This is a genomic window from Pseudomonas sp. (assembly GCF_017744435.1).
Taxonomy (GTDB): domain Bacteria; phylum Pseudomonadota; class Gammaproteobacteria; order Pseudomonadales; family Pseudomonadaceae; genus Aquipseudomonas.
The window spans coordinates 316,857-335,693 of sequence record NZ_JAGIBG010000001.1 but is presented as its reverse complement, the minus strand read 5'-3'; the positions used below and the strand labels follow the sequence as shown (position 1 = coordinate 335,693).

Below are 18,837 nucleotides of genomic sequence, written 5' to 3'. Positions count from 1 at the left end.
AATCACAAGCATGAGCTTTGCCAATGAGCCTTTATCGGGACCAGCGGTTAGGATTCTCTCCATCAACTGATTCCAACCCCATGAAGGAGCGTCTCTCATGCCAATCATCAACAGCCAGGTCAAACCGTTCAACGCCACCGCCTACCACAAGGGCGAGTTCGTTCAGGTCAGCGAAGCCGACCTGAAAGGCAAGTGGTCCGTCGTGTTCTTCTACCCGGCCGACTTCACCTTCGTTTGCCCGACCGAGCTGGGTGACCTCGCCGACAACTACGCCGAGTTCCAGAAGCTGGGCGTGGAAATCTACGGCGTGTCGACCGACACCCACTTCACCCACAAAGCCTGGCACGACACTTCGGACACCATCGGCAAGATCCAGTACCCGCTGATCGGTGACCCGACCCACGTCATCTCGCGCAACTTCGACGTGCTGATCGAAGAAGCCGGCCTGGCCGATCGCGGTACCTTCGTGATCAACCCGGAAGGCCAGATCAAGATCGTCGAACTGAACGACGGTGGCGTTGGCCGCGACGCAGCCGAGCTGCTGCGCAAAGTGAAGGCTGCCCAGTACGTTGCCGCTCACCCAGGCGAAGTCTGCCCGGCCAAGTGGAAAGAAGGCGAAGCTACTCTCGCCCCTTCCCTGGACCTGGTCGGCAAGATCTAAGACTGTGAAGCAGTCGCGGGCGGTAAGCAGCCGCCAAAGCTGAAGTACCTACCGCCCCGTAAAAGCGCCCGGGCGACCTCGCCTGGGCGTTTTTGTATCCGAGTTTTGAAAAAGGAATCGCCCGTATGTTGGACGCCACGCTTAAATCGCAACTGAAAACCTACCTGGAGCGGGTCACCCAGCCGATCGAGATCGTTGCCTCCCTCGACGACGGCGCGAAGTCCCGCGAATTGCACGACCTGCTGGTGGAAATCGCCGGCCTGTCGAACCTCATTACCTTCAGTGCGGACGGCAGCGATGCCCGTCGCCCTTCGTTCTCGCTGAACCGCCCGGGAGCCGACATCAGCCTGCGTTTCGCCGGCATCCCCATGGGCCACGAATTCACCTCCCTGGTGCTGGCGCTGCTGCAAGTCGGCGGCCATCCGTCCAAGGCCAGCGCCGAAGTGATCGAGCAGATCCAGGCACTGGAAGGCGAGTTCACCTTCGAAACCTACTTCTCGCTGTCGTGCCAGAACTGCCCGGACGTGGTCCAGGCGCTGAACCTGATGGCGGTGCTCAACCCCAATGTGCGCCACGTGGCCATCGACGGTGCGCTGTTCCAGGATGAAGTCGAGTCGCGCAAGATCATGGCGGTACCGAGCATCTACCTGAATGGCGAAGTGTTCGGCCAGGGCCGCATGGGCCTTGAAGAAATTCTCGGCAAGATCGACACCAATGCCGGTGCACGCCAGGCCGAGAAGATCAACGCCAAGGACGCCTTCGACGTGCTGGTGGTCGGCGGTGGGCCTGCCGGCGCCGCAGCGGCCATCTATGCCGCACGCAAAGGCATCCGCACCGGTGTCGCTGCCGAGCGTTTCGGCGGCCAGGTGCTCGACACACTGGCCATCGAGAACTTCATCTCGGTACAGGAGACCGAAGGGCCGAAGCTGGCCACGGCGCTGGAAGAACACGTCAAGCAGTACGACGTCGACATCATGAACCTGCAGCGCGGCGAAGCGCTGATCCCGGCCACCGACGGCGGCTTGCACGAAGTGCGCCTGGCCGGCGGCGCCTCGCTCAAGGCCAAGACCGTGATCCTCGCCACGGGCGCCCGCTGGCGCGAAATGAACGTGCCGGGCGAGCAGGAATACCGCGCCCGTGGCGTGGCCTACTGCCCGCACTGTGACGGCCCGCTGTTCAAGGGCAAGCGCGTGGCGGTGATCGGCGGCGGCAACTCCGGCGTGGAAGCGGCCATCGACCTGGCCGGTATCGTCGCCCAGGTGACGCTGATCGAGTTCGACAGCCAGCTGCGTGCCGACGCGGTGCTGCAGCGCAAGCTGCACAGCCTGCCGAACGTCAAGGTGATCACCAGCGCGCTGACCACCGAAGTGGTCGGTAATGGCGAGAAAGTGACGGGCTTGCGTTACAAGGACCGCAGCACCGATGAGGTGCATGACCTGGCGCTGGAAGGCATCTTCGTGCAGATCGGCCTGCTGCCGAACACCGATTGGCTCAAAGGCACGGTCGAGCTGTCGCCGCGTGGCGAGATCATCGTCGACGCCAAGGGCCAGACCAGTGTGCCAGGTGTGTTTGCCGCCGGTGACGTGACCACCGTGCCGTACAAGCAGATCGTCATTGCGGTGGGCGAGGGTGCCAAGGCTTCGCTGGCGGCGTTCGATCACCTGATCCGCACTTCGGCACCGGCGTAAGCCTGCACTGGCCTCTTCGCGGCTAAAGCCGCTCTCACAGGGAAATCACTGCCCATTAGGCCTGTGGTTGACCTGTGGGAGCGGCTTTAGCCGCGAAAGGGCCGGCACTGACAAAGCAAAACCTGAGGGTGTCTATGCTTAGCGCAGACACCCTCAGGAACTTCACCATGACCCTGATCAGCCGCGAACCCTGGTGGCTAGTCCCCCCCAAGCCCGGGCAGAAGGAGCAGGATCTGCACTGGGGCTACCTCGAGATCTACGCCGACGGCCGCACCGTATTCGTCGACCAGCGCCCCAGTGACCGGGAGCTGGCCGAGCGCAAGAGCTGTCGCAACTTCCCTGACCCTGAACCCTAGGCGGCTCAGCCTTCCAGATCGGCCAGGCGTGCCTCCAGCGCCGCGATCCGCGCTTCCAGGGCTTCAATGCGCTCTTCCGAGACAGTGCCGCCACTGCCGCGAACGCCACCTTCCTGCTGGCGCGCGGCCAGAATGGCTTCGATTTCCGCCGGATCACCGAGGGCATGGGTATAGCGGTCTTCCCGCTGCCCGGCCTGGCGTGGCAGGTGCAGGGCCAGGTCGCGCGAAATCAGGCGTTCGAGCTGATGCTGGATCTGCTCGGTATCGTCGAAGTCGTGCAGGCGGTTGCTGCGGGTCAGCAGCTCGTTGAGGGTCTGAGGCCCTCGCAGGAACAGCAGGCCCATCAGCACCAGCTGCGCCGGGACCAGCTCCAGGGCCTTGTCCACTCGCTGTTCCCAGCGGTCGGCGCGGCTGCCCATCTGCAGGCGGGTCATGTCCTGGCCCTCGAGGGCGCGCAGGGCCTGGCCGACCTGGCCTTGGGTGAGGTTCATGACCGGTTCCCGGCTGGTCTTCTGGTTACAGGCCAGGACCAGGGCGTTGAGGGTCAGCGGGTAGCTTTCCGGGCTGGTGGCCTGCTTCTCGATCAGCGCACCGAGAATGCGGATCTCGATGCTGCTGAAGCGGCCTTCGCCTGCGGTTTCGTGTTCTGACATGGCCCTGTCTCATTGCTGGGGAAAGGCCACTAGCGTAGGTAAAGCGCCAGGCTTAAGCAATCACCGCTCTTGCGGCCTGCGCAATACCTGTGGGAGCTGGCTTGTCGTGGCGACGAACCGCTGCGAAAGGGCCGCAAAGCGGCCCCGGCAATCTCAAGCGTTACGCCGCACTTCTGCCTGGCAAGCCGCCGCAGTGAACAACACATCGGTCGAAGAATTCAGCGCCGTCTCCGCCGAATCCTGCAGCACGCCAATGATGAAGCCCACCGCCACCACCTGCATGGCAATTTCGCTGGGGATGCCGAACAGGCTGCACGCCAGCGGAATCAGCAGCAGCGAACCACCCGCGACCCCAGAGGCACCGCAGGCACAAATTGCAGCCACCAGGCTCAGCAGCACCGCCGTCGGCAAGTCGACCGGGATGCCCAGGGTATGCACCGCCGCCAGGGTCAGCACGGTGATGGTGATCGCCGCGCCGGCCATGTTGATGGTCGCCCCCAGCGGGATTGACACCGAATAGGTGTCCTCATGCAGCCCCAGGCGCTCCGACAGCGCCAGGTTGACCGGGATGTTGGCCGCCGAGCTGCGGGTGAAGAACGCGGTAATACCGCTTTCGCGCAAGCACAGCAAGGTCAGCGGGTAAGGGTTGCGGCGGATCTTCCAGAACACGATCAGCGGGTTCATCACCAGCGCCACGAACAGCATGCAGCCGATCAGCACACCCAGCAGGTGCAGGTAGCCAAGCAGGGCGCCGAGGCCAGACTGGGCCAAAGTCGAGCTGACCAGCCCGAAGATGCCTAGCGGGGCGAAGCGGATCACCACACGCACGATCAAGGTCACGCCGTTGGACAGGTCCTCGACCACGGTGCGGGTGGTATCGCCAGCGTGGCGCAGGGCCACGCCCAGGCCGATGGCCCAGGTCAGCACACCGATGAAGTTGGCGTTGAGCAAGGCGTTCACCGGGTTGTCGACCGCGCTCAACAGCAGGTTCTGCATCACCTCGACGATGCCGCCTGGCGCGCTCAGGGTCGCCTCGCTGGTACTCAGGGCCAGCTGCGAAGGGAACAGCATGCTGGCGACCACGGCCACCACGGCGGCGGCGAAGGTGCCCAGCAGATAAAGCCAGAGGATCGGGCGGATGTGGGTTTCCTGGCCGTGGCGGTGGTTGGCGATCGACGCCATGACCAGAATGAACACCAGCACCGGCGCGACGGCCTTCAGGGCGCTGACGAACACTTTGCCGAGGAAGCCCAGGTCACGGGCGATGGCAGGCGCCAGCAGGGCCAGGGCGATGCCGGCGACCAGGCCGATGACGATCTGGGTCACCAGGCTGGTGCGGTTGAGGAGGCGGAAAACAGGCGTCATGTGCAGCGGAGTCTCGGAATCTTCAAAGGGCGCGACTTTAGCACAATCAGGCCGGGCCCTATCGCCGGCAGCCACTACCAGTGAAACAGCTCCCGCCGCGCGCCCTCGGTAATCGCCACGATCCCCGGGTGCTTGACCTTGCGCTCCACCGAAATGGCATAGAACGACTCATGCACCGCTTCGGTCTGGCCAATCAGCTCGACGCCATACTGGCGGCAGACTTCCTCGGCAATCACGCTCGGTGCGACGAAAATCCCGCTGCCTGACTGGCCGAATGCCTGCATCAACGCACTGTCATCGAACTCTCCAACGATTTGCGGCTGCACCTGCTGTTCGCTCAGCCAACGCAACAGGCGGCTGCTCACCACGGTTTCCGGGCCGGGAATCAGCAGCGGCGCATCCTGCAGGCAGGCGGGGAAGGGGCCGGCATGTTGCCGGGCCAGGGCCGGGGTGGCAAAGAAGCTCAGGCCGCATTCGCCGAGCTTCTGGCTGTAGCCCTTGATGTCCAGGTGGTTGGGCATCGGGCTGTCGGAAATCACCAGGTCCAGGCGCTGGATCGCCAGGTCTGCCAGCAGCCGTTCGAGCTTGTCTTCGCGGCAATTGATGCGCAGCACCTCGTCCAGCTCCATGGTCGGCGCCAGCAGGCGATAGACGATCGACTTCGGCACCACGTCGGCCACCCCCACGCGAAACAGGATCTGCTCCTGCGGGCCAGCCCTGAGCATGGCCTCCAGCTCGCCGCCGATCTGGAACATCTGCTCGGCGTAGACTAGCGTCTGACGGCCGGTTTCGGTCAGCTCCAGTTGCCGGCCGACGCGCTGGAACAGCTCCAGCCCGTAGGTCTGCTCGAACAGGCTGATCTGCCCGCTGATGGTCTGTGGCGTCAGGTTCAGCTGCTCGCTGGCGCGGGCGATGCTGCCGGTCTTGGCCACGGCCCAGAAGTAGTGAAGCTGGCGATAGTTGAGCAAGCGCGCGGGTCCCGATTCGGAAAAACCGAAGTATACACACTGGAAATACGAATTTTCCTGAAGTATTGGCGTCTTTAGAATGCGACCCCATCAGGCGCTTCGCGCCGCCGGGATTTTTCAAGCGAGGACACCATGCTGCAACTCAAATCCATTGGCACTCCGCTGGTGCTGGCCCTGGCGCTGTTCAGCCTGGCCGGTTGCGACCAGGCCGAGAAGTCTGCCCAGCAGATGCTCGACCAGGCCGCCAAGTCGGCCAAGCAGGCCATCGACGACACCAACAAGGCCGCCCAGCAGGCGTTGAGCGATGCCATCGGTCACGAGGGCCAAAAGCCCAAGGACGCCGAGAAGAAAGCACACACCCAAGAAATCTGACCCCAACCGCCGCTTCAGGATTTGAACAATGGAATACTTGCTGGAACTCGCCGCTAGCCCAACCGCCTGGGTCGCCCTGGCAACGCTGGTGGCCATGGAAGTGGTACTGGGTATCGACAACCTGATCTTCATCTCGATCCTGACCAACAAACTGCCTGTGGAATACCGCTCCAAGGCACGCCGTATCGGTATCAGCATGGCCCTGGTCATGCGCCTGGCCCTGCTCAGCACCGTGGCCTGGATCGTGCAGTTGACCGACCCGGTATTCGAGGTGTTCGGTAATGCCTTCTCGTGGAAGGACGTGATCCTGATCGCCGGCGGCCTGTTCCTGCTGTGGAAGGCCACCAAGGAGATTCACGAGAACGTCGACCCGCACGGCGCCAAGGAAGAAGCCAAGGTCTCCAACACGGTCACCCTGGGCTTTGCCGCGGCGATCTTCCAGATCCTGCTGCTGGACATCGTCTTCTCGGTCGACAGCATCATCACTGCCGTGGGCATGACCGAGCACCTGCCGATCATGATCATTGCCGTGATCACCGCAGTCATCGTCATGATGGTGGCCGCCGACCCGCTGGCTAACTTCATCAATGACAACCCGACGGTGGTGATGCTGGCCCTGGGCTTCCTGATCATGATCGGCATGACGCTGATCGCCGAAGGTTTTGGCGCCCATGTACCGAAAGGGTATGTGTATGCGGCGATGGCCTTCTCGACGGTGATCGAGATCCTCAACATCCTGGCCCGCCGAGCGCGGCTCAAGCGTGAAGCTGCTGAAGGCTGATGAAAAAAACAACGGGGCGCTTGGCGCCCCGTTTGCATTCAGGTGAAGAAACCTCAGTGCACCCCGGCATGCCGCCGCGCCCTGCGCACGGGCTGCGCCTTGGCCAGGGCCTTCGGTGGCAGGTGGTGATGCTGGGAATGACGCCGCACGATACGCAGAACACCCCACAGCATGGCGGCCGCGACGCTCAGCCACATACCTACCAGCATGAGGATTGCCATGGTCAGGCTCATGTGTGCCTCCTTCTCTCGGGCCAACCTGCGGTTTGCCCTCCAGACACAGCTTTAGTCTAGCTGCCCGGCCGTGACGTTCCATTGACCAAAGGTCGATTGCTTAAGCCGATTGGTTTCGATCTCTCGTCGGACTATACCCGCGCAACGCGGCGTCCTATGATCGCTGCCAGAGCCGGGCGCTGCCCGCCTGGCATCGGAACAAGCGAGTGTCCATGGAGCAACATTCCTGCAAGCGCTGGGCGACCGTCCCGCGTCAGCTGTTGGCCGTCTGCCTGGTGGCCGCGACCCTTGGCGGCTGCGCCAGCGCACCCCCTGCAAGCCTCAAGGGCATGCCCCAGCGGGTCGAAATCAGCAGCGTGCCGTTCTACCGCGGCAATGCCAACCACAGCGGCGCGATGGCCCTGGCCGCCCTGCTCTCGCAGCAAGGTGCGCCGATCACCCCGGGGCTGCTGGACAAACCGCTGAATCTGCCCAAGGGCGCCGATGCGCTGGAAACCAGCATCCCGCGCGTGGCCCGCGAGTACGGCATGGTCGTGTACCCGCTGGACAAGCAGCTGGATGCCTTGCTGACCCAGGTGGCCGCCGGCAATCCGGTGCTGTTGCGTTACGAGGAAGGTTCGGCGTGGTGGAGCGAACCGCGTTACGCGGTGCTGATCGGCTATGACAGCTTCAAGAAGCGCGTGCTGCTGCGCTCGGGGATGCATCGGCGCCAGCTGATGGCGTTCGACGACTTTGCCTCGGCGTGGGCGAAGGAGGGGAGTTGGGCGGTGCTGGTGCAGCCCCCGCGCCAGCTGCCGGCCCAGGTGGACCGCCAGCGTTGGCTGCAGGCTGCCGACGAACTGGCCCGGGCGGGCCAGGAAGTGGCGGCAAAACAGGCCGTGCGTAGCCTGAACAAATAACTTTGCCTGCACCGGCCTCTTCGCGCCGAACCGCCGCGAAGAGGCCAGGCCTGCTTACATCGTCAGAAGCCCAGACGATCACGCAGGCTGTAGTACCAGGCACCAATGGCGCTGAACGGTACACGCAGCATCTGGCCACCCGGGAACGGGTAGTGCGGCAGACCGGCGAAGGCGTCGAAACGCTCGGCCTGGCCACGCAGGGCCTCGGCCAGCACCTTGCCCGCCAGGTGGGTGTAGGTCACGCCGTGGCCCGAGCAACCCTGCGAGTAGTAGATGTTGTCGCCGATACGGCCGACCTGTGGCAGACGCGACAGGGTCAGCAGGAAGTTGCCGGTCCAGGCGTAGTCGATCTTGACGTTCTTCAGCTGCGGGAAGGCCTTGAGCATCTTCGGGCGAATGATCGCTTCGATGTTGGCCGGGTCGCGCGCACCGTACACCACGCCACCGCCGAAGATCAGGCGCTTGTCGCTGGTCAGGCGGTAGTAGTCGAGCAGGTAGTTGCAGTCTTCCACACAGTAGTCCTGCGGCAGCAGGGTGTGGGCCAGTTCTTCGCCCAGCGGCTCGGTGGTGATTACCTGGGTGCCGCATGGCATCGACTTGGCGGCCAGTTCCGGTACCAGGTTGCCCAGGTAGGCGTTGCCGGCAACGATGATGAACTTGGCGCGGATCTTACCTTGCGGGGTGTGCACCACCGGGTTGGCACCACGCTCGATGCGGATGGCCGGGGTCTGCTCATAGATGATGCCGCCCAGCGACTCGACCGCGGCGGCTTCGCCCAGGGCCAGGTTCAGCGGGTGGATGTGGCCGCCGCTCATGTCCAGCATGCCGCCGACATAGCTGTCGCAGGCAACCACTTCACGGATGCGCTTCTGGTCCATCAGCTCCAGTTGGGTGTGGCCGAAGCGTTCCCACAGGCGTTTTTGCGACTCCAGGTGCCCCATCTGCTTGGAGGTCAGCGCGGCGAACACGCCGCCGTCCTTCAGGTCGCACTGGATGTTGTACTTGGCCACGCGCTCACGGATGATGCGGCCGCCTTCGAAGGCCATCTTGCCGAGCAGCTGTGCTTCTTTAGGGCCGACGGTGCGCTCGATGACGTCGATGTCGCGGCTGTAGCTGTTGACGATCTGGCCACCGTTGCGGCCCGATGCGCCGAAGCCGACCTTGGCCGCTTCGACGATGCTTACCTTGAAGCCGTTTTCCAGCAGGAACAGCGCGCTGGACAGGCCGGTGTAGCCGGCACCGATGATGCAGATATCGGTTTCCACCTCACCCTGCAGCGCCGGACGTGGCGGCACCGGGTTGGCCGAGGCGGCGTAGTAGGACTGGGGGTAGGGGGTGTTAGCCATGCTGCAGGAACCTCTGTGTTTTATATTTTTAACGAATGTACCGATGCTATCAATAATAATAAACACCCGCTAGTCGTCTGTTGAAAATCCTTTACTGGCCTGCAGCGCGCCCTTCTCTATAAACAGTTTAAGATTCAGTGAGTTAGCGCGAAAAAAAGTGTTGACAGGGTTTTTGGATTGCGTAGAATGCGCACCACACGACAGGCACATAGCTCAGTTGGTTAGAGCACCACCTTGACATGGTGGGGGTCGTTGGTTCGAGTCCAATTGTGCCTACCAAACAAAGTCCCGGTCTCCGGGCATCGAAAAGGGCGATCCGCAAGGGTCGCCCTTTTTGCATTATGGGTGCATTCGCGGTGGCGGGCACCGGCGCCTGCAGGTTTCTGAAAGTTTTTGATTTTTTTGAAAAAAACGCTTTACAGGTACGCATTCGATCACTAATATGCGCACCACACGACAGGCACATAGCTCAGTTGGTTAGAGCACCACCTTGACATGGTGGGGGTCGTTGGTTCGAGTCCAATTGTGCCTACCAAACAAAGTCCCGGTCTCCGGGCAACGAAAAGGGCGATCCGCAAGGGTCGCCCTTTTTGCATTCCATGCCCCTCTCGAAAAAGCCCCCCCTCGAAGCAGCGTGTAACCTTTGGTCGCGGGCGGTGCCCTGGGCGCCATGGTAGAATCCGCCCCTTCGAATCTGGAGGTACACGCGTGCGCAAACTGGCAGTGGTATTGGCAGTGCTGGCCCTGGCGGGCTGTGAGAACGAGGTCGAGGGTGTGCACAAGCAGGTTGCCGAGCACCTGCACAACCCCAAGACCGCCAAGTTCGGCAACGTGCGGATCGACACCAAGGGCACCATCTGCGGCCAGGTGCGCGGCAAGGACGATGCCGGCCAGTACGAGGCCTACCGCAGCTACGTGGCGATCAAGGGTGCCGATGGCCAATACGAAATCATCGTCGATGACGGCGGCAACAACCTGCGCATTCGTGAATACTGCGGCGGTGCCGACCTGCAGCGCCGTGCCGAGGCACTGGCCGATCAGCCGGCCCCTGAGGGTTGGGATGTCGAAGTGATCCAGGGTGCCAACATGGGGGCACTGACCGACATGACCGCACGCCTGATCGAGAAAGGCATCCCGTCCTCGGTCGAATACCGCGACGGCAAACCCGTGGTGCTGATGGGGCCGTTCCCGAGCAAGGCCGAGGCGGATGCGCGCAAGGCCGAGGTAATGGCCAAGCTGGGTACCGATTCGATCGTCATCCAGCATGGTGCGCAGCGTTAACTGTAATCTGTAGTCTTCCCCGGCTATGCTTGGCCTGAGACTAGCCAAACGGGGAGGGCCTCATGTCTACGCTGGAGCGGGCCATTGCCGTGGCCGCCAGGGCACATGAAGGGCAATACGACAAGGGTGGAGCGGCTTATATCCTCCACCCATTGAGAGTGATGATGCGGGTCAGCACACCGGAGCAGCGCATTGTCGCCGTGCTGCACGACGTGATCGAAGACACGTCGCTGACCCTTTCCGACCTGGCCCGTGAGGGCTTCCCCCTGAAAATTCTCGCCGCCTTGCTGGCCTTGAGCCGGAACAAGGGCGAAAGTTATCAGGACTTTGTGGTGCGCCTGGGCAGTGACCCGCTGGCGCGCACCGTCAAGCTGGCCGACCTGGCCGACAATAGCGACCTTTCCCGGATCGCGGTGCCTGGCCCGGCCGATCTGGCGCGGCTGGCCCGTTACCGCGAGGCCAGTGCCTACCTGCAGGCGCTGGCCTGAGCCTCAGTCTTCCTTCGGCACGGTCCAGAAAATCTGCACGCCGCCGTCGTCGCGGTGGGCGAGGGTGACGTTGTCGTTCTCGGCGATTTCCTCGAGCAGGGTTGCCCAGTCATCGGGCGACTCGTGCTCCAGGCGGAAGATCAGCGCGGCGCGGCTGCGCTGGGCGAGGGGGTTGTTGATGATCTTCTGGATGCGCAGGCCCAGTTGCTGGTAGCTGCTTGCGGTTGCTTCGGCGGTGTTGGCCACGGAGGCGATTCCTTGTTGTGCTGTATGTGCGTACAGTATTTCAAGGCAAAGTATTTCGCAACTGCATAGGTGCTGGATTTTTCGCGGGCAAGGGCTGGTGCAGGCGGCGCACCAGCCCCAGGTCATACGCTATCAGTACTCCCAGAAGATCCGCTGCAGCTCCTTGCTGTCCTGGGTCTTGGTCATCGCCACCATCGCCAGGATCCTCGCCTTCTGCGGGTTCAGGTCATGGGCCACCACCCAGTCATACTTGTCATCCGGTTGCTCGGCATTGCGCAGCACGAAACCACCCTGGTTGACGTGGGACGAGCGAATGATCTGCACGCCGTTCTTGTGTAGCTCCTGCAGCGCCGGCACCACCCGCGACGACACCGAGCCATTGCCGGTACCGGCATGGACGATCGCTTTCGCGCCGCTCTGCGCCAGCGCCTTGTACGCCGTGTCGGTCACGTTGCCGTAGCTGTAGGCAATGTCCACCTGCGGCAGGCTGCTGATCTGTTTGATGTCGAACTCCGACTGAGTGGTGTGGCGCTTGGCTGGCAGGCGGAACCAGTACGACTTGCCTTCCACCACCATACCCATTGGGCCCCAGGCGCTCTTGAACGCTTCGGTCTTGATATTGACCGACTTGCTCACGTCGCGGCCGGACTGGATCTCGTCGTTCATGGTCACCAGCACGCCCTTGCCGCGCGACTGCTTGTCGCTGGCTACCGCCACGGCGTTGTACAGGTTGAGCATGCCGTCGGCAGACATCGCCGTGCCTGGGCGCATGGAGCCGACCACCACGATCGGCTTGTCGGTCTTCTCGACCAGGTTGAGGAAATAGGCGGTTTCTTCCAGGGTGTCGGTGCCGTGGGTGATGACGATGCCATCGACGTCCTTGCTGTCGGCAAGCTCGGCGACGCGCTTGGCCAGTTTCAAGAGGTCGTCGTTGGTGATGCTTTCGGAGGCGATCTGCATCACCTGCTCACCGCGTACGTTGGCAAGGTCCGCCAGTTCCGGCACGCCGGCAATCAGCTTGTCGACGCCGAGCTTGGCGGCCTGGTAGGTGGCGCTGTTGGCAGCGCTGGCACCGGCGCCGGCAATGGTGCCGCCGGTGGCGAGGATGACCACGTTGGCCAGTTTCTGCTGGGTTTCGGCTTCCTTTGCCGAGGCAGTGGCGGGCAGGATCAGCAGCAGCGCCAGGGCGCTGGGGGCGAAGGACTTCAGTGCAGCATTCATAATTATTGTTCTCTCTCTTCCTAATGAGATGGTTGCTGTGTTGCACAGGACGACAGGCAGATTCCGTACCATTCCTGCGCGGCCAGGTGTGTAGGAGCGGCCTTGCGTCGCGAAAGGGGTGCGAAGCGCCCCCGGGATATCAGGTGCGCCGCAGTAATTGCCGGGGGCTGCTGCGCACCCCTTTCGCGACGCAAGGCCGCTCCTACAAGGGCGTATTCCATTCGGAACCCCGAACAAGCATAGGAAAAGGTGTTCGGTTTTTCGTAAAAATTCCGGATAATCAGCAGCAGCCGCGTCTTGCCCCCGTCAGCGAAACGGATTTGACAAAACCAGGTCTTGTTTCCATAGTTACTCAACGCAAACGTTTGCGATCCGATAAAAATCACAAGATTCGGAGTCATCTCCCATGAAGCTGCCGTTCCCCGGTCGTCTGCTGGCGCTCGCCGTCATGTCCTCGCTGTCCCTCGCCATGCCGCTGTCCGCTGCCCACGCAGAGGAAAAACCCAAGGTCGCGCTGGTCATGAAGTCGCTGGCCAACGAATTCTTCCGCACCATGGAAGACGGCGCCAAGGACTACCAGAAAGCCCACCCTGGCGATTTCGACCTGGTTGCCAACGGCATCAAGAACGAAACCGATACCGGTGAACAGATCCGTATCGTCGAGCAGATGGTCAACTCCGGTGCCAAGGCCCTGGTGATCGCGCCGGCCGACTCCAAGGCGCTGGTCTCGGCAGTGAAGAAGGCCATGGACCAGGGCGTCATCGTCATCAACATCGACAACCGCCTGGACCCTGAATTGCTCAAGAGCAAAGGCATCAGCGTGCCCTTCGTCGGCCCTGACAACCGCAAGGGTGCCCGCCTGGTCGGTGATTATCTGGCCAATCAGAAGCTCAAGTCCGGTGACCAGGTCGGCATCATCGAAGGCGTGCCGACCACCACCAATGCCCAGCAGCGCACCGCTGGCTTCAAGGATGCGATGGAAGCCGCGAAGATGAAGATCGTCTCGGTGCAGTCCGGCAACTGGGAAATCGACAAGGGCAATGCCGTCGCCGCCTCCATGCTCAACGAATACCCCGACCTCAAGGCACTGCTGGCCGGTAACGACAGCATGGCATTGGGCGCCGTCTCGGCCGTGCGCGCCGCCGGCAAGACCGGCCAGGTGCAGGTGGTGGGCTACGACAACATCAACGCCATCAAGCCGATGCTCAAGGATGGCCGCGTGCTCGCCACCCTCGACCAGGCCGCCAGCCAACAAGCGGTGTACGGCATCCAGGCAGCGCTGAAAGTTCTCAAGGGCGAGAAGCCGGACGTGGACGCCGACAACGTCATCCAGACCCCGGTCGAACTCATCACCAAGCCCTGACCCCAGCAGGAGAGATGGCCATGTCAGCATCGGCCAATGAAGTGGTGCTTGCCGCCAGCGGCCTGGGCAAGCGCTACGCCCAGTCGGTACTGGCCGAGGTCAGCCTGGCCCTGCGCGCCGGCGAAGTGCTGGCGCTGACCGGCGAGAACGGGGCGGGCAAGAGCACGCTGTCCAAGCTCATCTGCGGCCTGGAAACACCCACCACCGGGCGCATGACCTACCGCGGCCAGGCCTACGCGCCGGCCAGCCGCAGCGAGGCCGAGCGGCTCGGTGTGCGCATGGTCATGCAGGAACTCAACCTGCTGCCGACCCTGACCGTGGCGGAAAACCTGTTCCTCGACAACCTGCCCAGCCGCTTCGGCTGGATCAGCCACAAGCGCCTGCGCCAGCTGGCCACGGCCGCCATGGCCCAGGTCGGCCTGGATGCCATCGACCCGGACACCCCGGTCGGCGAGCTGGGCATCGGCCATCAGCAGATGGTCGAGATCGCCCGCAACCTGATCGGCGACTGCCATGTGCTGATCTTCGACGAGCCCACGGCGATGCTCACCGCCCGCGAAGTGGAGCTGCTGTTCACCCAGATCGAGCGGTTGCGCCAGCGCGGCGTGGCCATCGTCTACATCTCCCATCGCCTTGAAGAATTGCAGCGCGTGGCCCAGCGCATCGTCGTGCTGCGCGACGGCCAGCTGGTGTGCGACGAGCCGATCCAGCGTTACAGTAGCGCCGAGCTGGTCAACCTGATGGTCGGCCGCGAACTGGGCGAGCATATCGACCTGGGCCGCCGCACCATCGGCGCGCCGCTGCTCAAGGTCGACAAGCTGTGCCGCGGCGACAAGGTGCGCGATGTATCGCTGCAGGTCAGGGCAGGGGAGATCTTCGGTATCTCCGGGCTGATCGGCGCCGGGCGCACCGAGCTGCTGCGGCTGATCTACGGCGCCGACCGTGCCGACAGTGGCAGCATCGAAATCGGCCAGCCGCTCAAACCGGTCACCATCGATTCGCCCAAGGCGGCGGTAAAAGCCGGTATCGCCCTGATTACCGAGGACCGCAAGGGCGAAGGCTTGCTGCTGACCCAATCGATCAGCGCCAACATCGCCCTGGGCAACCTGCCCGCCGTGTCCCGCGCCGGGGTGCTCGACCGCGAGGCGGAAATGGCCCTGGCCGAACGCCAGATCAGCGCCATGCGCATCCGCAGCGCCAGCCCGGCGCAGGCGGTCGGCGAGCTGTCCGGTGGCAACCAGCAGAAGGTGGTGATCGGCCGCTGGCTGGAGCGCGACTGCCAGGTGCTGCTGTTCGACGAGCTCACCCGCGGCATCGACGTCGGCGCCAAGTTCGACATCTATGGCTTGCTGGCCGAGCTGGCGCGCCAGGGCAAGGCCCTGGTGGTGGTGTCCAGCGACCTGCGCGAACTGATGCTGATCTGCGACCGCATCGCCGTGCTTTCCGCCGGCCGCCTGATCGACACCTTCGACCGCGAGCGCTGGAGCCAGGACCAGCTCCTGGCCGCGGCCTTCGCCGGCTACCAGAAACGTGATGCCCTGCTGCATGACGCAGCACCCAGGATGGATGCATGAAGACCACACCCCTCGACACCCCGAGTGGCGCGCCCGTGCGCCGCAACAGTAGCTACTTCGGCCTGGGCACCTACCTGGGCCTGGCCGGCGCCTTGCTGGCGATGATCGTGCTGTTCTCGTTCCTGAGCAGCCACTTCTGGTCGTATGCCACCTTCAGCACCCTGGCCAACCAGATTCCCGACCTGATGGTGCTGGCCGTGGGCATGACCTTCGTGTTGATCATCGGTGGCATCGACCTGTCGGTTGGCTCGGTGCTGGCGCTGGCGGCCTCCACGGTCAGCGTGGCGATCCTCGGCTGGGGCTGGGGCGTACTGCCTGCGGCCTTGCTCGGCATGGCCGTCGCCGCCCTGGCCGGCAGTATCACTGGTGGCGTCACCGTGGCCTGGCGCATCCCGTCGTTCATCGTCTCGCTCGGCGTGCTGGAAATGGCCCGCGGCCTGGCCTACCAGTTCACCGACTCGCGCACCGCCTATATCGGCGATGCCTACGCCTGGTTCTCCAACCCGGTCGCCTTCGGCATCTCGCCGGCCTTCATCATCGCGTTGCTGGTGATCGTGTTGGCCCAGCTGGTGCTGACCCGCACGGTGTTCGGCCGTTACCTGATCGGCATCGGCACCAACGAAGAGGCCGTGCGCCTGGCCGGCATCGACCCGCGCCCATACAAGGTGCTGGTATTCGCCCTGATGGGCCTGCTCGCCGGCCTGGCCGCACTGTTCCAGATCTCGCGCCTGGAAGCCGCCGACCCCAATGCCGGGTCCGGTCTGGAGCTGCAGGTGATTGCTGCCGTGGTGATCGGCGGCACCAGCCTGATGGGCGGGCGTGGCTCGGTCATCAGTACTTTCTTTGGCGTGCTGATCATTTCCGTGCTGGCCGCAGGCCTTGCGCAGATCGGCGCGTCGGAACCCACCAAACGCATCATCACCGGGGCGGTCATCGTCATCGCCGTGGTGCTCGACACTTATCGCAGCCGGCGTGCAGGCCGGCGGAACTGACACCATGGCAACCATCAAAGACGTCGCGGCCCTCGCGGGCATTTCCTACACCACGGTATCCCATGTCCTGAACAAGACCCGCCCGGTCAGCGAGCAGGTACGGCTCAAGGTCGAAGCGGCCATCCTTGAGCTCGACTACGTGCCCAGCGCCGTGGCGCGCTCGCTCAAGGCGCGCAGCACGGCCACCATCGGCCTGCTGGTGCCCAACAGCGTCAACCCGTACTTCGCCGAGCTGGCCCGGGGCATCGAAGATGCCTGCGAGCGCAACGGCTACTGCGTGATCCTGTGCAACTCCGACGACAACCCACAGAAGCAGCGCAGCTATTTGCGCGTGCTGCTGGAAAAGCGCATCGACGGCCTGGTAGTGGCGTCGGTGGGCGAGGATGCCGACCTGCTGCAGAGTCTGGCCGGTGTGCGCACGCCGATGGTCATCGTCGACCGTGAGCTGGAAGGCGTCGATGCCGACCTGGTGCGCATCGACCACGAGCACGGTGCCTACCTGGCGACCCGCCATCTGCTGGAGCTGGGCCATCGCGACATCGCCTACATTGGTGGCCCGGCCGAGACCGGCGTTACCCAGTTGCGCCTGAGCGGCTATCGCCGGGCAATGGCCGAAGCCGAGGCCGAAGTGCTGGCGGGGCGTGTGCTGCATTGCGACTTCACCAGCCCGGGTGGTCATGCCGCCGCCGCACAGCTGCTCGAGGGCGAGCGGCCGACGGCGATCTTCGCCGGCAACGACATGATCGGTTTCGGCGTGTTGCGCGCTGCTGCCGAGCGCAATATCAACGTGCCGGGCGAGCTGTCGGTGATCGGCTTCGACGATATCGAGCTGAGCCGCTATGTGTATCCGCCGCTGACCACGGTCGGCCAGTCGATTCGCGAGCTGGGCGAGAATGCTGCCGCCTTGCTGCTGTCGCGCATCGCCACGCCACGTCGCGATGCGGCCGAGCAGCGCATCGTCGCCCCGCGCATCGTACTGCGCGAATCCACCGGGCCGCGCCCGGACCTGTTCAATGATTACCGCTAAGGAATTGCCATGCATGCCAAGGTAGTGGTGGTCGGGAGCCTCAACATGGACCTGGTGGCCCGCGCCCAGCGGCTGCCACGAGCCGGCGAAACATTGGCCGGGGAAAGCTTTTTCACCGTGCCCGGCGGCAAGGGCGCCAACCAGGCGGTGGCGGTGGCGCGCCTGGGGGGAAGTGTGGCGATGGTGGGCAATGTCGGCGATGACGCCTATGGCCAGCAGTTGCGCCAGGCGCTGGAAGTGGAGGGCATCGATTGCCAGGCGGTCGGCGTGTGCCCGGGTGTGTCCAGTGGTGTGGCGCTGATTACCGTGGACGCTGCCAGCCAGAACTGCATCGTCATCATTCCGGGCGGCAACGCGCTGCTGACGCCTGAGTCGGTGCAGCGTTTCGATGCCTTGCTGCAGGTGGCAGAGGTGATCATCTGCCAGCTCGAGGTGCCGACCGAGACCGTGGCCTGGACGCTGGCCAGGGGGCGCGAGCTGGGCAAGCAAGTGATCCTGAACCCGGCGCCGGCCACTGGCCCGCTGCCAGCGGAGTGGTTCGCCCATATCGACTACCTCACCCCCAATGAAAGCGAGGCCGAGGCGTTGACGGGCGAGCCGGTCAATGACCTGGAAAGCGCCCGTCGTGCGGGCGAGCGTTTGCTGCAACTGGGTGCAGGCAAGGTGATCGTCACCTTGGGCGCGCAGGGGGCATTGTTCGTCAGCCGCGACGGCAGCCAGCACTTCCCGGCGCCCCAGGTGCAGCCGCTGGATACCACGGCGGCGGGCGACACCTTCATCGGCGGTTTTGCCGCTGCATTGGTGCAGGGCAAGGGGGAGGGCGAGGCCATCGTTTTCGGCCAGCGCGCCGCGGCCTTGTCCGTTACCCGTGCCGGTGCCCAGCCGTCGATTCCCTATCTGGCGGAGCTCACTCCATGAAAAAGACCACGCTGCTCAACGTCGCGCTGTCGCGGACCATCGCCGGGATGGGCCATGGCGACATCCTGGTGATCGGTGATGCCGGGTTGCCGGTGCCGCCAGGAGTCGAACTGATCGACCTGGCGTTGACGGCGGGGATACCGGATTTTGCCAGTGTGCTGCGCGCGGTGTTGAGCGAGTTGCAGGTGGAGCGGCACGTGCTGGCCGAAGAGATGCAGAAGGTGGTGCCGCCAGCGTTGGTGGAGATCGAGCGCTTGAAGGGCAAGCTGGGCAAGCGCGAATGGCTGAGCCATGAGTCGTTCAAGGAATTGTCGCGTAATGCGCGGGCGATTGTCCGCACCGGCGAATGCCAGCCCTACAGCAATATCGCCCTGATTTCCGGCGTCACCTTCTAGCAAGCGCACC

21 protein-coding genes and 2 tRNA genes are annotated in these 18,837 nt (G+C 63.7%); 16 read left to right on the top strand and 7 right to left on the bottom strand.

Annotation, left to right across the window (positions count from 1 at the left end):
• Positions 1 to 97 precede the first annotated feature (97 nt).
• The 3 genes from ahpC to J7573_RS01610 all read left to right on the top strand — a co-directional run bounded on the left by ahpC (position 98) and on the right by J7573_RS01610 (position 2,705).
• Positions 98 to 661: an alkyl hydroperoxide reductase subunit C gene (gene ahpC, locus J7573_RS01620; protein WP_004375926.1), complete on the top strand. Its 564-nt coding sequence runs from the start codon at positions 98 to 100 to the stop codon at positions 659 to 661.
• Between the two features lie 125 nt (positions 662 to 786).
• Positions 787 to 2,349 (top strand): alkyl hydroperoxide reductase subunit F, encoded by a 1,563-nt coding sequence (gene ahpF, locus J7573_RS01615; RefSeq protein ID WP_294324793.1) that lies wholly within the window; start codon positions 787 to 789, stop codon positions 2,347 to 2,349.
• A gap of 167 nt (positions 2,350 to 2,516) precedes the next feature.
• Entirely contained in the window at positions 2,517 to 2,705 is a 189-nt protein-coding gene (locus tag J7573_RS01610) for a hypothetical protein (protein WP_041166543.1), read from the top strand.
• A gap of 5 nt (positions 2,706 to 2,710) precedes the next feature.
• Here J7573_RS01610 and J7573_RS01605 read toward each other — a convergent pair whose 3' ends face one another.
• From J7573_RS01605 to nhaR, 3 genes are all read right to left on the bottom strand, one after another.
• Positions 2,711 to 3,358, bottom strand: coding sequence for a DUF480 domain-containing protein (locus J7573_RS01605; RefSeq protein ID WP_294324792.1), 648 nt, complete (start codon positions 3,356 to 3,358; stop codon positions 2,711 to 2,713).
• Between the two features lie 153 nt (positions 3,359 to 3,511).
• Positions 3,512 to 4,723: a serine/threonine transporter SstT gene (gene sstT / locus J7573_RS01600; RefSeq protein WP_294324791.1), complete on the bottom strand. Its 1,212-nt coding sequence runs from the start codon at positions 4,721 to 4,723 to the stop codon at positions 3,512 to 3,514.
• Between the two features lie 74 nt (positions 4,724 to 4,797).
• Positions 4,798 to 5,691: a transcriptional activator NhaR gene (nhaR, locus tag J7573_RS01595; RefSeq protein ID WP_294324790.1), complete on the bottom strand. Its 894-nt coding sequence runs from the start codon at positions 5,689 to 5,691 to the stop codon at positions 4,798 to 4,800.
• 132 nt (positions 5,692 to 5,823) lie between these two features.
• Between nhaR and J7573_RS01590 the strand changes: the two genes are divergently transcribed.
• A complete protein-coding gene (locus tag J7573_RS01590) occupies positions 5,824 to 6,063 on the top strand; it encodes a hypothetical protein (protein ID WP_110638690.1) in 240 nt (79 codons plus the stop codon).
• Between the two features lie 28 nt (positions 6,064 to 6,091).
• Complete coding sequence (locus J7573_RS01585) at positions 6,092 to 6,844, top strand: TerC family protein (RefSeq protein ID WP_103446775.1); 753 nt, start codon at positions 6,092 to 6,094, stop codon at positions 6,842 to 6,844.
• Positions 6,845 to 6,897: 53 nt separating this feature from the next.
• Here the strand turns inward: J7573_RS01585 and J7573_RS01580 are convergent, their stop codons facing one another.
• Positions 6,898 to 7,077 (bottom strand): hypothetical protein, encoded by a 180-nt coding sequence (locus J7573_RS01580; protein ID WP_294324789.1) that lies wholly within the window; start codon positions 7,075 to 7,077, stop codon positions 6,898 to 6,900.
• Between the two features lie 212 nt (positions 7,078 to 7,289).
• Here J7573_RS01580 and J7573_RS01575 point away from each other — a divergent pair, with 212 nt between their 5' ends.
• Positions 7,290 to 7,976 carry a peptidase C39 family protein gene (locus tag J7573_RS01575; protein WP_294324788.1) on the top strand — a complete coding sequence of 229 codons (687 nt, stop codon included), beginning with the start codon at positions 7,290 to 7,292 and terminating at the stop codon, positions 7,974 to 7,976.
• Between the two features lie 62 nt (positions 7,977 to 8,038).
• On the opposite strand, the gene J7573_RS01570 is transcribed toward J7573_RS01575, so the two are convergent.
• Entirely contained in the window at positions 8,039 to 9,322 is a 1,284-nt protein-coding gene (locus J7573_RS01570; protein WP_294324787.1) for an FAD-binding oxidoreductase, read from the bottom strand.
• 202 nt (positions 9,323 to 9,524) lie between these two features.
• Between J7573_RS01570 and J7573_RS01565 the strand changes: the two genes are divergently transcribed.
• From J7573_RS01565 to J7573_RS01550, 4 genes are all read left to right on the top strand, one after another.
• Positions 9,525 to 9,601 (top strand) — tRNA-Val (locus J7573_RS01565).
• Positions 9,602 to 9,780: 179 nt separating this feature from the next.
• Positions 9,781 to 9,857, top strand: a tRNA-Val gene (locus J7573_RS01560).
• A gap of 173 nt (positions 9,858 to 10,030) precedes the next feature.
• On the top strand, positions 10,031 to 10,603 hold the full coding sequence (locus tag J7573_RS01555; RefSeq protein WP_110638684.1) for an SPOR domain-containing protein: 573 nt from the start codon (positions 10,031 to 10,033) through the stop codon (positions 10,601 to 10,603).
• A gap of 62 nt (positions 10,604 to 10,665) precedes the next feature.
• Positions 10,666 to 11,091: a GTP pyrophosphokinase gene (locus J7573_RS01550; protein ID WP_294324786.1), complete on the top strand. Its 426-nt coding sequence runs from the start codon at positions 10,666 to 10,668 to the stop codon at positions 11,089 to 11,091.
• A gap of 3 nt (positions 11,092 to 11,094) precedes the next feature.
• Here the strand turns inward: J7573_RS01550 and J7573_RS01545 are convergent, their stop codons facing one another.
• Both J7573_RS01545 and J7573_RS01540 read right to left on the bottom strand, forming a co-directional pair.
• Positions 11,095 to 11,337 (bottom strand): DUF1654 domain-containing protein, encoded by a 243-nt coding sequence (locus J7573_RS01545; protein ID WP_103446780.1) that lies wholly within the window; start codon positions 11,335 to 11,337, stop codon positions 11,095 to 11,097.
• Between the two features lie 132 nt (positions 11,338 to 11,469).
• Complete coding sequence (locus J7573_RS01540; RefSeq protein WP_294324785.1) at positions 11,470 to 12,558, bottom strand: asparaginase; 1,089 nt, start codon at positions 12,556 to 12,558, stop codon at positions 11,470 to 11,472.
• A gap of 406 nt (positions 12,559 to 12,964) precedes the next feature.
• On the opposite strand from J7573_RS01540, the gene J7573_RS01535 reads away from it, so the two are divergent.
• From J7573_RS01535 to rbsD, 6 genes are read left to right on the top strand one after another with little or no spacing between them, the layout of a single operon-like run.
• On the top strand, positions 12,965 to 13,921 hold the full coding sequence (locus tag J7573_RS01535) for a sugar ABC transporter substrate-binding protein (RefSeq protein WP_294324784.1): 957 nt from the start codon (positions 12,965 to 12,967) through the stop codon (positions 13,919 to 13,921).
• A gap of 20 nt (positions 13,922 to 13,941) precedes the next feature.
• Positions 13,942 to 15,495, top strand: coding sequence for a sugar ABC transporter ATP-binding protein (locus J7573_RS01530; protein WP_294324783.1), 1,554 nt, complete (start codon positions 13,942 to 13,944; stop codon positions 15,493 to 15,495).
• The gene (locus J7573_RS01525; protein ID WP_294324782.1) at positions 15,492 to 16,487 is read left to right on the top strand and encodes an ABC transporter permease; all 996 of its coding nucleotides are present in this window, start codon (positions 15,492 to 15,494) and stop codon (positions 16,485 to 16,487) included. The genes J7573_RS01530 and J7573_RS01525 overlap by 4 nt, the downstream gene beginning before the upstream one ends.
• A 4-nt stretch (positions 16,488 to 16,491) precedes the next feature.
• Positions 16,492 to 17,514: a LacI family DNA-binding transcriptional regulator gene (locus J7573_RS01520; protein ID WP_294324781.1), complete on the top strand. Its 1,023-nt coding sequence runs from the start codon at positions 16,492 to 16,494 to the stop codon at positions 17,512 to 17,514.
• 9 nt (positions 17,515 to 17,523) lie between these two features.
• Positions 17,524 to 18,432, top strand: a complete 909-nt coding sequence (gene rbsK / locus J7573_RS01515; RefSeq protein ID WP_294324780.1) for a ribokinase — start codon at positions 17,524 to 17,526, stop codon at positions 18,430 to 18,432.
• The gene (gene rbsD / locus J7573_RS01510) at positions 18,429 to 18,827 is read left to right on the top strand and encodes a D-ribose pyranase (RefSeq protein WP_294324779.1); all 399 of its coding nucleotides are present in this window, start codon (positions 18,429 to 18,431) and stop codon (positions 18,825 to 18,827) included. Before rbsK ends, rbsD begins: the two co-directional genes overlap by 4 nt.
• The last annotated feature ends 10 nt before the right edge of the window (positions 18,828 to 18,837 follow it).